This window comes from Salinactinospora qingdaonensis (assembly GCF_039539445.1).
Lineage (GTDB): Bacteria > Actinomycetota > Actinomycetes > Streptosporangiales > Streptosporangiaceae > Salinactinospora > Salinactinospora qingdaonensis.
Window position 1 is genome coordinate 1 of the sequence record NZ_BAABDD010000008.1, and the last position, 13,919, is coordinate 13,919.

12 protein-coding genes are annotated in these 13,919 nt (G+C 68.4%); 6 read left to right on the plus strand and 6 right to left on the minus strand.

Translation table 11 applies throughout. From position 1 onward, the window contains the following. Positions 1-639: 639 nt before the first annotated feature. Positions 640-3,777, minus strand: a complete 3,138-nt coding sequence (locus ABD848_RS10360; protein ID WP_344970286.1) for an ATP-dependent helicase — start codon at positions 3,775-3,777, stop codon at positions 640-642. A gap of 362 nt (positions 3,778-4,139) precedes the next feature. Here ABD848_RS10360 and ABD848_RS10365 point away from each other — a divergent pair, with 362 nt between their 5' ends. Then, the gene (locus ABD848_RS10365; RefSeq protein ID WP_344970289.1) at positions 4,140-4,904 is read left to right on the plus strand and encodes a class I SAM-dependent methyltransferase; all 765 of its coding nucleotides are present in this window, start codon (positions 4,140-4,142) and stop codon (positions 4,902-4,904) included. A gap of 43 nt (positions 4,905-4,947) precedes the next feature. Then, on the plus strand, positions 4,948-5,268 hold the full coding sequence (locus tag ABD848_RS10370) for an MGMT family protein (RefSeq protein ID WP_344970291.1): 321 nt from the start codon (positions 4,948-4,950) through the stop codon (positions 5,266-5,268). On the opposite strand, the gene moeZ is transcribed toward ABD848_RS10370, so the two are convergent. Both moeZ and ABD848_RS10380 read right to left on the minus strand, forming a co-directional pair. Beyond that, positions 5,265-6,443 (minus strand): adenylyltransferase/sulfurtransferase MoeZ, encoded by a 1,179-nt coding sequence (moeZ, locus tag ABD848_RS10375; protein ID WP_344970294.1) that lies wholly within the window; start codon positions 6,441-6,443, stop codon positions 5,265-5,267. The two genes, ABD848_RS10370 and moeZ, sit on opposite strands and share 4 nt — an antisense overlap. A 179-nt stretch (positions 6,444-6,622) precedes the next feature. Beyond that, positions 6,623-7,588: an alpha/beta fold hydrolase gene (locus ABD848_RS10380; protein WP_344970296.1), complete on the minus strand. Its 966-nt coding sequence runs from the start codon at positions 7,586-7,588 to the stop codon at positions 6,623-6,625. A gap of 153 nt (positions 7,589-7,741) precedes the next feature. On the opposite strand from ABD848_RS10380, the gene ABD848_RS10385 reads away from it, so the two are divergent. Further along, entirely contained in the window at positions 7,742-8,047 is a 306-nt protein-coding gene (locus ABD848_RS10385) for a hypothetical protein (protein ID WP_344970299.1), read from the plus strand. 156 nt (positions 8,048-8,203) lie between these two features. Beyond that, positions 8,204-8,827, plus strand: a complete 624-nt coding sequence (locus tag ABD848_RS10390; protein ID WP_344970301.1) for a TetR/AcrR family transcriptional regulator — start codon at positions 8,204-8,206, stop codon at positions 8,825-8,827. Between the two features lie 177 nt (positions 8,828-9,004). On the opposite strand, the gene ABD848_RS10395 is transcribed toward ABD848_RS10390, so the two are convergent. The 3 genes from ABD848_RS10395 to ABD848_RS10405 all read right to left on the minus strand — a co-directional run bounded on the left by ABD848_RS10395 (position 9,005) and on the right by ABD848_RS10405 (position 10,732). After that, complete coding sequence (locus ABD848_RS10395) at positions 9,005-9,247, minus strand: hypothetical protein (protein WP_344970303.1); 243 nt, start codon at positions 9,245-9,247, stop codon at positions 9,005-9,007. 264 nt (positions 9,248-9,511) lie between these two features. Beyond that, positions 9,512-9,823, minus strand: coding sequence for a DUF6401 family natural product biosynthesis protein (locus tag ABD848_RS10400; protein ID WP_344970306.1), 312 nt, complete (start codon positions 9,821-9,823; stop codon positions 9,512-9,514). Between the two features lie 180 nt (positions 9,824-10,003). Beyond that, on the minus strand, positions 10,004-10,732 hold the full coding sequence (locus tag ABD848_RS10405; RefSeq protein WP_344970308.1) for a ferritin-like fold-containing protein: 729 nt from the start codon (positions 10,730-10,732) through the stop codon (positions 10,004-10,006). A 629-nt stretch (positions 10,733-11,361) separates the two neighbouring features. Here ABD848_RS10405 and ABD848_RS10410 point away from each other — a divergent pair. Together ABD848_RS10410 and ABD848_RS10415 are read left to right on the plus strand one after the other, a co-directional pair. Further along, positions 11,362-12,936: a DEAD/DEAH box helicase gene (locus tag ABD848_RS10410; RefSeq protein ID WP_344970310.1), complete on the plus strand. Its 1,575-nt coding sequence runs from the start codon at positions 11,362-11,364 to the stop codon at positions 12,934-12,936. A gap of 97 nt (positions 12,937-13,033) precedes the next feature. Next, the gene (locus tag ABD848_RS10415) at positions 13,034-13,918 is read left to right on the plus strand and encodes an alpha/beta fold hydrolase (RefSeq protein ID WP_344970313.1); all 885 of its coding nucleotides are present in this window, start codon (positions 13,034-13,036) and stop codon (positions 13,916-13,918) included. The last annotated feature ends 1 nt before the right edge of the window (position 13,919 follow it).

Here is a 13,919-nt window from a genome sequence, read left to right on the forward strand (position 1 = left end):
GCGGTCTGGCGGTGCCTCCGGTGCCCGGTGACACCACCCCCCGGATCATCGATGACAGGGGGGACCAGTCCTGCCGGGCCCGAAGGCCGGGAGTTCCCTTGCGGAACTCCCTAAAAGGTAATGGGGGTGTTTCTGTGGGGGGTCAAGCGAGGTGGGGTGGCGTTGGCTCGTGTGTTGATCGGTGCGTGGTCGTGGCGGGTGGGTCGTGGGTGGGGGCTGTCACTTGCCCGGGTCTGAAGAGAGTGCTGTTCGCTCGTGCCTCGATCGCTTCGCGATCTCGGCAGCTTTAAGGGGGGCGCTGTGGCGGAGGTCCAGCAATAGATAACCCTCCCCACCTCGACAATTTTAAAGAGGCCACTATAGCGGAGGTCCAGCAATAGATAACCCTCCTCCACAGGGGGTGGCAGAGGGCGCATCGGAAGACGATGAGCAACGGTACCCACCCCACCCTGGCCCCAGCCCGCCCCAGGCTGCCGAGATCGCGAAGCGATCGAGGCACGAGCGACGGGAAACCCCGCGCACTCCCCACAGATCAGCCCCCCACCCCGCCGCAACCCCCGAGAAGGCTGGTCGCCGATCGTCGATACGCCCCGGCCGTCCTCGTCGGCCCTGCCGGGCCGGGCGCTCCTCACGCTCGGGTCACACCTGCTCTCCCTCCTCGCGGGCCGGGCAGCTCGCGCGGACCGCGCAGACGGTGCACGCCTTGCCCGGTCGAGCCTGGAACGTGGCTCCGGCCATGCCCGTGGCGACGTCACGCACCAGCCGCTCGGCCCAACCAGGGTCAGGGTCGTCGCCAAGAGCCCGCTGCGACTGCTCCTTGGGCTTGACGCGCTCCTCTCCGACCTGCACCAGCGCCGCCCCGCCCGGCTCAGTGAGCCCGAAACGATCGAAGGCGGCCTTGAGCACGGCGAGCTGGTAGACGCCGAGTTGGGCGTGGCGACCAATCTCGGCCTCCGGGGGGGCCTTGCCCGTCTTGATGTCGACGACGAACGCGCGCCCCTGCTCATCGCGCTCCAACCGGTCGACCCGGCCGGTGATCTCGACACCACCGATGTCGACGGAGAACCCCTGCTCGGTGACGACCAACTCCCGCTGGTTGTCGTCTTGCCAGGCCAGCAGCTTACGAACCATGCGTTCAGCCTTTTCGCGCTGCTTGTCGGCATACCATGGCCCCCCGAAATCCAGCTCTGACCAGATGTCGTCCATCCGACGCTGCACTTCAGGCAGATCGGCGCCCTCGGCCACGAGGACGGCGATCGCGTGTACCACGCTGCCCAGGGTGGAAGCCGCCTGCGTGCCGCCGGCTCCAGCGGCACGCTCCAGCAGCCAGCGCAGCTCGCACTCGCCGAAGGTTTCGACCTGTGACGGCGAAACGCGGATGCCACCGTCCTCGTCGATCAGCGGCCGATCGTCGGAAAGCTCGGTCAGCGCATACCACTCGGCGGGGTCAGCACCGCGCACCCCCTCGTCGGCGAGACGAGCCAAGTGGGCCGCCGCGGCCCGGCGCAGCGGTTCGGGGCTGGTGGAGTCGGTGACAACCGAGCGGAGATCGGCCACGAGCGCGGGCAGGGACAGCCAGCGGCGGCCCGTGGAGACGCGCTCGGGCTCACCGGCGCCCAGTTCGGTGAGGAACCGCGACGGCCGCTCCTCGGTGTCGTCACCGCCGACCGCGGTGACGACGAGCGTGTGCCGCGCGCGAGTGACAGCCACGTAGAACAGGCGACGCTCCTCGTTGAGCAGCTTGGAGGTGAGAGCGGCCCCGGACCCCTCGGTGATCCCCGCGGCGGTGTCGAGGAGGTGCTCCACGCCCAGCAAGGAACCGCGCAGCCGCAGGTCGGGCCATTCGCCTTCCTGGACACCGGCGACGATCACCAGGGGCCACTCCAGCCCCTTGGAGCGGTGCGCCGTGAGGATGCGCACCGCATCCCCTTCGGGGGTGTGCTCCGACAGCGTGTCCGCCGGGATTTCCTGGGCTTCAAGGTCGTCCAAGAACCCCAGCGGGGTCCCGGGAGGGAGACGGTCACAGTAGCGGGCGGCGCTGTCGAACAGCGCCACGACGGAGTCCAGGTCGCGATCGGCGGCCGCGCCCCGCCTCCCCCCTGCCTGGCTGATGCGGAGCAGGTGGTCGGCGAGCCCGCTGGCCTGCCACACGGCCCACAGCACGTCCTCCGCCGAGCCGCCCTGTGCCGCGGAGTCACGGATCAGCCGCAGGTAGCCGGCAATACGTTCGGCGGGTTCACGCACCTCAGGAGCGACCATGGCCAGCTCCCGCGGGTCGGCCAGCGCCTCGGCGATGAGGGTGGCGGCCACCCGGGTACCGCCGGCGTCGAGTTCAAGTTGGCGCAGGGCACGGCCGAGGCGGCGCAATCCTAGCGCGTCAGTGTCGCCGAATGCGCTGGTCAACAGCTCGTGTGCGGTCTCTTCGTCGAGTGTTTCCGGGCGCAGCGCACAGCGGATCAACAGCAGGAGCGGGCGCACGAGCGGCTCGGCGGCCAGCGGCAGCTCGTCGCCGCCCACGGCCACAGGGACACCGGCGGCGATGAGGGCGCGGCGCAGCACGGGAACCTGGCGGGCAGCCGAGCGCACCAGCACGGCCATGTCCGACCACGCTACGCCGTCGATGAGGTGGGCGCGGCGCAACGTGTCGGCGATGACCGCGGCCTCCTGGGCCGGGCTCTCCGCGGCGAGCACCCGCACCTCGCCGGCCGGAGCCTCAGGGACGGGCTCCAAAGCACGGTGGGCGTTGACCGGGCCGCTGCCGGCGGCGGGCGCCGCCGGCAGGCGGTGAGCGATACGCCGCGACGCGGCCAGCAGGTCGGGACCGCTGCGCCGGCACGTGCGCAGGGCGACCACAGGCGCGGGATCACCGGTGAGCGTGGGAAAGCGGTGGGGAAACTCCAAAATCCCGCGCACGTCGGCGCCACGGAAGGCGTAGATGGACTGGTCGGGGTCGCCCACGGCGATGAGCTCGCGTCCGTCGCCGGCCAGGGCGGTCAGCAGCGTCTCCTGGGCCGGGTCGGTGTCTTGGTACTCGTCGACGAGAACGATTTCGCGGGCGGCACGTTCCCTGGCCTGCACCTCGGGGTCGGCCAGCAGGTTGGCCGCGACACGGACCAGTTCGGCGTAGTTGAAAGTAGGCACGGGCGCCACGTCGAACCGGCCGATGTAGCGGTCGAGGAAGTCACCGGCGGCGATCCAGTCGTCGCGCTGCTGCTCCCGGCCGAACACCTCCAAGTCGGGAGGTTCGATCCCCCGCTCCTGGGCCCGCATGAGGAAGTCGCGCAACTCCTCGGCGAAGCCGCGGGTGTCGAGCGTGGCGCGCAGCCGCTCGGGCCACAGGTGGGCGCCGTCGCTGACCTCGCCGGTGAGCAGTTCGCGTACTTCCATGAACTGTTCGGGGCCCGACAGCAGCCGGGGGGCGAGATCGCCGGCGCGCTGGAACTCGCGGCGGATGAGCGCGTAGGCGTAGCTGTGGAAGGTGAGTGCCAGCGGCTCGCGGGTGGTGCGCCGCAGCCGGGCGGTGATGCGCTGCCGCAACTCCTGGGCGGCTTTGCGACCAAACGTCAACACCAGGATGCGGGCGGGGTCGATCCCACGGTTGTCGATGCGGTCGACCACGGCTTCGACAATCGTGGTGGTCTTGCCGGTTCCCGGTCCCGCGAGCACGAGCAGGGGACCGCCGTGGTGGGCGACCACGCGGCGCTGCTCGTCGTCAAGGTCGGGCGGGGGCGTCGCGTGCCGTGCGCGCCGCACCAACCGGTAAGGAGAGAGGCTCATCGCGCCTAGTTCACCAGATGCCGCTGACCAAACGACCACCTTAGGCACGGATGGCGGCAAAGCCCGCCGTCTTGTCCGCCACCTGGGCGCCGCCCCGTGGCAACGGGCGCGCGGGAGCGCACCGGGGTGGTGCGCCGTGCTGGGAGACGGATACGAGGCGGCGCCGGACTAGCGGTGGAAACCGCGCTGTCCGATTGCGGCTCGGCGCGCGGAGCGTGTGCTCGCCTCACCCGCCACTGAGGAGGCCGAGGAGAGAGCCGCGGCCGAACCACGATCGCGGCACCACTGCCCCTGCCCCTAAGGTCGGATGGGGTCGATGGCGACCGTGACTGATGACACCTCCACGTATGAGGAGGAAACACGTGAGCGACACGATCGCGGCACACTATGAGCACCTGGCCCAAGACTACGACGGTAACTGGGAGCATAGTGCCGAATACGTCGAGTGGATGAACGGCATGATCGCCGACACGCTCGACGTTCAGCCCGGCGACCGGGTAGCCGATATCGGTGGTGGTACCGGACTGTTCGACCGCGGGCTGCTGCCCCGTATCTCACCCGACACACCCTTGCTGTGCGTGGACCCGATCCAGGGCATGCTGGACCAGGTTCCCGCCGACGCGCGGATGCGGACGGTACTCGCCGGTGCGGAAGAGGTAGCCGAGGGCAGCGTCGCTCTCCCTTACGACCAACTCGACGCCCTCCTCGTCAAAGAGACCATCCACCACGTCTCCGACGTGGCGCGTACGGTGAGCGAACTCGCCGGTCTCCTGGCGCCGGGAGGCCGGATGCTCATCATCAGCTTGCCCCCGAAACTGGACTACCCCCTCTTCCAGGCGGCGCTGGAGCGCTTCGCCGAGCGCCACCCCGAGCCGGAGACGATCGCCGCGGGCATGCGTGCGGGCGGTCTCGACGCCAGGATCGACTACCACGACTTCGAGGTTTCGGTCGACCGGGAGCACTACATCAGACTGGTGCAGCACAACAAGTGGATGTCGGTCCTCTTCACCTTCAGCGACGAAGAACTGGCCGCCGGCGCCGCCGAGATGCGTGCCCAGCACCCCGAGCAGACCCTGCGGTTCACCGACCGCTTCGCGTTCGTCTACGGCAGCAGGCCCGCTGTCTAAAAGCGTGCGGAACGGCCGGCGAGGAGGCCGCTAAAGTCAAGGCATGCCACGTCGCGACTCTCATCCCGACGAGTACGCCGAGCAGGTGCTCGACCTCGTCGACCGGATACCGCCGGGGCGTGTGATGTCGTACGGCGACGTCGCGGAGTATCTCGCCGCGGACGGCCCGCGCCAGGTCGGCGCGGTTATGGCAGCGTGGGGCGGCGGAGTCGCCTGGTGGCGGGTGATCCGCGCTGACGGCAGCCCTCCACCGGGCCTTGAGGTGCAGGCGCTGCACCACTACGCCGCGGAGGCGACCCCGATGCGTACGGGGTCGCCTCGCGTCGACATGCGCCGTGCCCGCTGGGACGGCGGGGCCGGCTAGTAGGTCGGCAGGCTGGGGTCGACCTGGTTGACCCAGGCCAGCACCCCGCCACCGACGTGGACGGCGTCGCTGAAACCAGCGTTGTGCAAAGCAGCCAGAGCCTCGGCGGAGCGTGCCCCCGACTTGCAGTGCAGCACGACACGCTTGTCCTGAGGCAGCTTGGCGAAGGCTTCGCCGCTGAGGAACTCTCCCTTGGGGATGAGGACCGAGCCGGGGATCTTGACGATCTCGTACTCGTTGGGCTCGCGGACATCCACCAACTGGAAGTTCTCGCCGGCGTCCATCATCTGCTTGAGCTCGCCGGCGGTGATGGTCGAGCCGGCTGCGGCGTCCTGGGCATCGTCGGAGACGGTTCCGCAGAACTCCTCGTAGTCGATCAGTTCGGTGATGGAGGGGTTCTTGCCGCACAGCGGGCACTCGGGGTCCTTGCGGACCTTGACGGTGCGGTAGTTCATCTCCAGGGCGTCGTAGATCATCAGCCGCCCGACGAGCGGATCGCCGAAACCGGCGAGGAGCTTGATGGCCTCGTTGACCTGGATCGAGCCGATGGAAGCGCACAGCACGCCCAGGACGCCGCCTTCGGCGCAGGAGGGGACCATGCCGGGCGGCGGCGGCTCAGGGTAGAGGCACCGGTAGCACGGACCGTGCTCGGCCCAAAAGACCGAGGCCTGGCCGTCGAAACGGTAGATGGAGCCCCACACGTAGGGCTTGCCGAGCAGCACGCACGTGTCGTTCACCAGGTAACGGGTGGCGAAGTTGTCTGTGCCGTCGACGATGAGATCGTAGGGCTCGAAGATGCGGAAGGCATTGCTGGAGTCCAGGCGCTCCTGGTGCAGCACCACATTGGTATTGGGGTTTACCTCACGGATGGAGTCCTGCGCCGACTCGGCCTTGGACCGGTCGACGTCGCTTTGACCGTGGATGATCTGGCGTTGCAGGTTGGACTCGTCCACAACATCGAAGTCGATGATGCCCAGCGTGCCCACCCCGGCGGCCGCGAGGTAGAGCAGGGCGGGAGAGCCCAGTCCGCCGGCACCGACCACCAGCACCTTCGAGTTCTTCAGGCGTTTCTGGCCGGTCATTCCCACATCGGGGATGATCAGGTGCCGGGAGTATCGACGTACCTCGTCGACAGTCAGCTCGTCGGCTGGTTCGACCAGCGGCGGCAGCGACACAACAGCTCCTCAACGTATTGATGACGCTGCGCTCCTGGCGGTGCCGCCCCGTTAACGCCCCTTCGCGCACGGGGTAACCGTGAGAACGCAACGAACTTGCATTGTTCCCAACCTACGGGGTGGGGTTCTTGATTCCCGGTTCGGGCACTTCGGATTAGGTGCCGGCGGCCATAGGGCGATCACACCGGCTGGCAGGCGGGATCGGGCAACCGGCCCATCCGCTCAGGCCGGCGGAGGAAGGCGCGTAACTCGCGGGCGACCACGCCGGGCAGCTCCATCATCGGTACGTGACCGGCCTTGGCCAACAGCACGAGCCGACTGCGGCGAAACGTCCAGAAGGCGCGGGTGGCCATATGCCGGTGCACGAACCGGTCATGACGCGAGTAGACGAGCAGGGTCGGGCACTCGACACGGGCGGCCTGGCGCCACAAGGCGCGCGGGCCGCGCCGCAGGTACTCCCCGACCAGACCGCGCAACGTTTCGAGAACGGCCCGCCGGGCGTAGGGGTGGCCGTCGCGGGCGCGCTCGGCCGCCACTGCCTCCAGCAGGCGCTGGCGCGGGATCGCGGCGGGGTCGTAGTGGGTGGTCGCCAGGGTGTCGCGCACCCGTGCCTCCGGTGGACGCCGCTGTATCCGGTCGTAGACGGCCGGCCCGATCACGGGGACGAGTGCGCCGGTCATCTGGTAGGGCACCCGCATGGGGCGCAGGTCGGGCAGGGCCGGCGCGATCAGAGTCAACGTGCGCACAAGCTCGGGAGACTCGGCTGCCAGGCGGGTGGCCACCGCCGCGCCCATGGAGTTGCCGACGAGATGGACCGGCCAGGGACCGGTACGGAGGAGGTCGGTGACGACGCGCACCTGGGCGTCGAAACCGTAGTCGTCATCGGCGGGGGGCGGGGACTCTCCGAAGCCGGGCAGGTCGATCGCCTCTCCGGCGAACTCGCCGTGGAGTGCGCCCATGAGGTCGGTCCAGTCCATGGCCGATCCCGCTAGCCCGTGGACGTAGACGGTCCGCTGGCGCGGCACGGCGCAGCCGATACCGCAGCGATCGGAGCGGACGAAAACCGGGCGACCGCCAAGGGTGACGTGTTCGCCGGGCCACGGAGGCACGAGCGAACCGGCCGTATCGGTCGGACGCGGCTCCACCGCACTCACCTCCCTCGTAGAGTCAATGTGCACCCTAAAGGCGATCCGGTATCGGCTCGTCGCGCCGATAGCCGGAGCGGCAGTACGGCTGCACGCAGTGGTCACGGGGCAGTAGCGTGGAAGAGACGATCACCCACGAGATGGGAGTCGCTTGTGACGTCTGATGCAAACCGCCAGCGCACTCCGCGCGGGGGCTCCGAGGAGCGGGCCCACTTCCTTTCCACCCACGCTCCCGAGGCCGAGGAGGCCGAGGCCCAAGCGCCGGAGCCAGAGCCGGAGTCTCAGGAGAACGATCTGGAGTCTCCTGAAGCCGACGTGGTCGAACAGCGTCTCGGGGTCGGCGAGAATGACAAGGGCTGGTGGCGACGTGCCTCCTCCCTGGCTGGTGGCGAGGTCTCAGAGGCCGACGCAGTCGAGCAGTCCCGCGAGGTCGAACTGGATGAGGACGACTACCGCTGACTCCCTCTCGGGGTAGGAGCGGGCCAGCTAACCTACGGTTCAGTAAGATAGTGGGATGGACGCGCCGGGCACCAGGCATGTCACCAACGCCCCGGCCACGTCGCACAAGAATCGGTTCGCGGTGCAGCCACCGCGAGGAATTCGGAGGGTGTGGGTGTGACAGCTCCTTCAGACGCCCGCCCGCGAGGGACCCGACTGCCCCGGCTCGCCCGCCGGCGGCAGCTACTCGCCGCGGCTCAGGAGGTCTTCGTCGCAGAGGGATACCACGCCGCGGCGATGGATGACATCGCCGAGCGCGCCGGCGTCAGCAAACCAGTGCTCTACCAGCACTTCCCGGGGAAACTGGAGCTGTACCTGGCGCTGCTGGAACAGCACTCCGAGGTATTGGTGGACAAGCAACGCGAGGCGCTGGAGTCCACCGACGACAACCGGCAACGTGTGGCGGCGAGCTTCCAGGCGTACTTCGACTTTGTGGCAGGTGAGGGCGAGGCGTTCCGTCTTGTCTTCGAGTCGGATCTGCGTAACTTGCAGGCGGTGCGGGAAAAGACCGAGGAGACCCAGCAGCGCTGCGCCGAACTGATCGGCGAGGTGATCCGCCAAGACACCAGTGTCTCCGACGACGAGGCGCACCTGTTGAGCGTCGCGCTGGTAGGCATGGCCGAGACAAGCGCACGCTACTGGCTCAACAACTACGGATCGGTGCCCAAGCACGCCGCCGAGCAGCTCATCGCCCGGCTGGCCTGGCGCGGCATCAGTGGCTGGGATCTGACCCGCAGCTAAGGCGAGACGGCAGAGCACTCCCCTCCTCTCCCGCGGCGCCAGCCATCGGGAGAGGAGGGGACGTTTCGTGGTAATCCCACCCTAGCCAACCGGCAGCGAGCACGCCGCGAAGCGACGGGCTGCCCTCCAGCGCCGGTTCCGGCTCGCCTGCGCTCGCTCGGTCCCTAGCGGAGCCCGCTAGAGGAGTTCGTCGCCGGCGACCTCCTGGCGGGACAGTCGGTCGATCCTGCGGACAGCGAGCACAATACTCGCGATGAGCAGCAGGAAAGCGAGCCAGAACGGCAGGCTCAGGGGACCGGTAACCACCATGACGGCTGCAGCGACGAGTATCTGGAAAACCAAAAGGATGAAATCGAGCCGGTCCTGCTGGATTAGGACCGCGATGGGTGGGCGCGCCGCCCCATGCCGACCGCTCCTCATCTGCTCTTCCTTTCTCGCGGCGCGCGACTGGCCGCATCTTCGTTCACGGGGCGGATCCCCTGGAGGGCCGGGTGGACTCCGCATATGGACCGCATATGGGCCGTGAGCCTTAGAGGGTGCCCTGTCATCGACGAGGTCGAGACCGGGGGGAGCACAGACACACCTCAGATAGGACCAAGAGTACGCCCAGTGAACGCGCCCCCGTGGGCACTTCGACGATCACCGGGGCGCACGCTCGGAGACCGTGATGCGGACCCAACCAACTTAGCGGACGAATCCGTATTCCTTGGCCATGCGGCAGATCGCGAGAAGTCGGAGCAGCTCCCACTCGTACTCGATGGCGGCGGAGAACCAACCGCGCTCTCGGCAGCCGTCCAAGAAGCCGTGGAGGTAGTGCGTGAGGCTCTGCCGGGAGATGCGCGCGCCGCCGTGCTCGATGGCGTCGCGAACAGCCGCAGCGTGCTGGTCAAGCTCAGCGGTCAGGCCAGGGGTGGCATGCGCACCAAGCAACCCAAACTGTCCGAAATCATGGGACAGCCGGGACAGCGGGCACTTGGCGAACAACCCACGAAGCATGGATGACTACCTCAACGTACCGACAGCAGAAGCACCACTGACTATATATCGGACTTCCCCAAAACAGGGTAAAAACTGGGATTGTGGGGCAAAATGACAACGGAAACTGGTTAGCGAACTGGGGAATCGGGGTACACGCTCCTCTTCCCACCGCTTTCCGGGGGCGCTCCTCCCCATGGTCTAGAAAGTCAACCCCATAGCTTGCAGCCGCGCCGTGTGGGAGTCGGTGATTTTGGCAAACACCCGGCTGACCGCGGCCAGATCACTCTGCCGGGCCGCGGCCTCGTCGCCCTTGGCCTCCTCCGCCGTCAACAGCGCGGCCAACCGGGGGCGCTCGGCCGCGACACGCTGGGCCTGGCTCAACGCCTCGCCGACAAGACGGCGGGCCCACAACGCGAGCCGGCCCGCGAGCCGGGGCTCGTCGGCGATGGCAGCACGCACCTTGCGCGCAACGAACTCCGCACGTCCCGTCTCCGAAAGCACACCCATAACCAGCTCGCGCGTCTCGGGATCGGCGAGATGGGCGACCTGGCGGTAGAAATCTCCAGCGATACCGTCGCCGACGTAGGCTTTGACCAGGCTCTCCAACCAACTCTGCGGTTCGGTCTGGGCGTGCCAGGCATCCAGCGGCGCCACGAAGGGCTCCATCGCCGCTTCTGGATCGGCGCCCAACTCCGCCAAGCGCTCACGCAGCCGGGTGAAGTGAGCGTGCTCGGTCGCGGCGAGGCCGGCAAGTTCGGCCTTGTCTCGCAGCGTAGGGGCCAGGCCGGCGTCATCGGCCAGGTGGAAGAAGGCCACCAACTCGGCATAAGCCAGCAGCCCGAGCAGGTCGACCACCGCGGCACGGGCGGGTTCCCCACCGGGATCGCCAGAGGTAAAGGGCGAATCGAGCGTTGAGCCGTTCGTCATGCGAGCCAGCTTAGCCCGCGCGCCGGCGCCAACGCGGACATGGCCACATGGCCGTACGGTTACTACTGCCGGCCGCCCCAGTGGTCACAACGAACGCACGCCACCGCAGATGTGAGCTGACGAACACACTGCCGTCAGTGTGAGCACGCAGGATAGACTCAGGCAGGTGATCGGCGCAGGTCGATCACACAAGCGCGGCGGCTGCCGGTTCGGCCCGTTACAGCGACCACCCAGGGAACTAACCCGCCCACAGCAACCGGCCGGGGCGGGCTGACAGAGCGATCGGCCGCGCGAGCCCCGCCCAAAGTCACGGGGACGCGCGCAGGGGAACGCCCCCAACCAGCGTTCATCCCCTGTCGCGCTCCCGCTATGACGACAGCACAGACAACACGGACAACCCCAACGGATGGACACTGCGCGCCGATCGTGGATACGAGGCGAGCGACACCACTCGCCGCCGAAGACGCGCCACCGTCGGGCGGAGAGACACCCGCGACGGTGAGCCGCACCGGTTCCCCCAGCGTGGGCCGATCGTCGGCGCCGAGCTTTCGAGCGGTGCCCATTCCGTGCGATACCAGACGACGAACGAAAAAGCGGCTGCCCAGATGGAGGCATGAGCCCTGACCAGCATGAGTACAACTAACGAACCCCGAAAAACCTTCCGCGACCTCGGCGTCGGCCCCGACATCGCCGAGGCACTCGAAGCCGAAGGCATCCTCGAACCCTTCCCCATCCAGTCCCTCGCCTTGCCGCTGGCGCTGACGGGCACCGACATCATCGGGCAGGCCCGCACCGGCACCGGCAAAACATTCGCCTTCGGCCTCCCGTTGCTGGAACGGGTCCAGCAACGCCCCGCCGCAGCGCACCGGCCCCGCGGGCTTGTCGTTGTCCCCACGCGCGAACTGGCCATCCAAGTCGCGGCCGATCTGACGACAGCGGGCAAGCGCACCGGCGCTCGTATCCTCACCGTCTACGGCGGCCGTGCCTACGAGCCTCAGATCAGCGGCCTAAGCAGCGGGGTGGACATCGTCGTGGGCACCCCCGGTCGCCTGCTCGACCTGGAGGGGCAAGGGCATCTGCGACTGAGCGACGTCGAGGCTCTCGTCCTCGACGAAGCCGACAAGATGCTCGACCTGGGATTCTTGCCCGACATCGAACGCATCTTGGTCAAGGTCCCGCAAGAACGGCAGGTCATGCTGTTCTCGGCGACCATGCCCAGCGAGATTGTCGCACTGTCGCGCAACTACCTACGGCGCCCCACCCATGTCCGCACCGACGACGATGACGAGCAGGAACGCCTGCCCGGCACGACGAGCCAGCACGTCTTCCGCACCCACCCCATGGACAAGCTGGAGATGCTGGCGCGCCTCCTCCAAGCCGAGGGCCGTGGCCTGACTATGATCTTCTGCCAGACCAAACGGGTCTGCGACCAGGTGGCCACCGCCCTCAAAGGGCGCGGTTTCGCCGCGGCGGCAGTCCACGGCGATCTCGGGCAAAGCCAGCGTGAACGGGCACTGCGGGCGTTTCGCAACGGCAAGATCGACGTTCTCGTGGCCACCGACGTCGCTGCGCGCGGCCTGGACGTCGACGACGTCACGCACGTGGTGAACTACGAGTGCCCCGAAGACGAGAAGACCTACACGCACCGGATCGGCCGCACCGGTCGGGCCGGGCGCTCGGGCAGCGCTGTCACCTTCATCGACTGGCAGGAGACCGCGCGGTGGAAACTCATCAATGCGGCGCTGGACCTGCCCTTCGCCGAGCCGCCCGAGACCTACTCGACCTCTGAGCACTTCTTCGCCGAACTGGGGATCGCCCCCGGCACCAAGGGCACGCTCGCCGCGGAGCGCAGGGGCAGGGCCGGTCTGGAGGCCGAGGCGGTCGAAGACATCGGCGACACCGGCAACGGCCGCCAAGAGCGACACCCCCGCACCAGCCGTGACGGCGGCGCCCAACGCTCACGCAACCGGCGCTCCCGCAAGCGCACACGCGGTGGCAAGTCCGCTCCCCGGAACGCCGGCGGCACGGACAAGCGCGGCAGTGAGGGAGAGACGGCCGCCAGCGCCAAGAGCGCCGCGGGCGAGTCGACCAGCGCCCCCGCGGCCAACGGAAATGCCGGCGGCACCGAGGCGGCCAAGTCGAAGCGCTCCTCTCGCCGCCGGCGCACCCGCGGCGGTGTCGAAGTGCCTCGGGACCAGGGTTAAGTCAGGGGGCCGTATGGCGTCGGAAACGCGGGCGGGCCACGCTCGCGGCTTTCCCCACGGCCCCTTCCCCACATCGGATCGTCTAGTGTGAAGCGACGTGAGTACGCCTCGGTTTCTGGATCTGCCACCCGGCGCACGGCGGGTGGACGTAGCTACCCCGCTCGGAAGCATCGCCGCCTTGGAGGCCCTTCCGGCAGCCGGCGGCTGCGAGCGCCAGCCGGCGGTCCTGGTGCCGGGGTTCACCGGAAGCAAAGAGGATTTCATCGCGCTGCTGCAAACCCTCGCCCAGGCCGGACGGCGAGTGGTGGCTATCGACATGCCCGGCCAGTACGAGTCCCGCGGCCCTGAGGACCCCGCCGCCTACACGTGCGCCGCGCTGGGACAGACCATCGACGCCGTGGTGACGTCAGTGGCTGACGGCCCCGTTCACCTGCTGGGGCACTCCTTCGGCGGCTTGGTCACCCGGGAGACCGTACTCGCGGGCAACGCCCCACTGCTGTCCTACACCCTCATGAGCTCGGGTCCCAGCGCCGTCGAGGGCTCCTCGGCACTGGACGCCCAGCAACTGGTGACGGCACTGGGCGAGGCCCCCACCTCGGAGTTACTCGCCCAGATCTGGTGGCGGCACATGGACGCCCCCGCGCGCGAAAGCGGGCTGCCCGAGGACGTCTACACTTTTTTGCGCGAACGCATGCTGGCCAACTCGCCCGTGGGCTTGGCCCGTATGGCGGCGGAGTTGACCAGTGCCGCCGACCGGACGGCGGAGTTGGCCGCCGTAGAGCTGCCCATGCTCGTTCTCTACGGGGAAAACGACAACGTCTGGTCACCGCAGGTTCAGGACACGATGGCCAAGCGGCTGCGTGCCGAGCGCGTCGTTGTCCCGGGCGCGGCCCACTCCCCCAACGTGGAGGCGCCCGAGACCACGGCTAGTGCCCTGACGAAGTTCTTCAACGCCGCTGAGGCTCCCAAACGCACCGGCTGAG

Bases quoted from the DNA above. Each gene is read 5' to 3' on its own strand.
- ABD848_RS10370 (WP_344970291.1), top strand. From the start codon at position 4,948: ATGCCACGTCGCGACTCTCATCCCGACGAGTACGCCGAGCAGGTGCTC.
- ABD848_RS10395 (WP_344970303.1), bottom strand. From the start codon at position 9,247: ATGAGGAGCGGTCGGCATGGGGCGGCGCGCCCACCCATCGCGGTCCTA.
- ABD848_RS10400 (WP_344970306.1), bottom strand. From the start codon at position 9,823: ATGCTTCGTGGGTTGTTCGCCAAGTGCCCGCTGTCCCGGCTGTCCCAT.
- ABD848_RS10360 (WP_344970286.1), bottom strand. From the start codon at position 3,777: ATGAGCCTCTCTCCTTACCGGTTGGTGCGGCGCGCACGGCACGCGACG.
- ABD848_RS10410 (WP_344970310.1), top strand. From the start codon at position 11,362: ATGAGTACAACTAACGAACCCCGAAAAACCTTCCGCGACCTCGGCGTC.
- ABD848_RS10405 (WP_344970308.1), bottom strand. From the start codon at position 10,732: ATGACGAACGGCTCAACGCTCGATTCGCCCTTTACCTCTGGCGATCCC.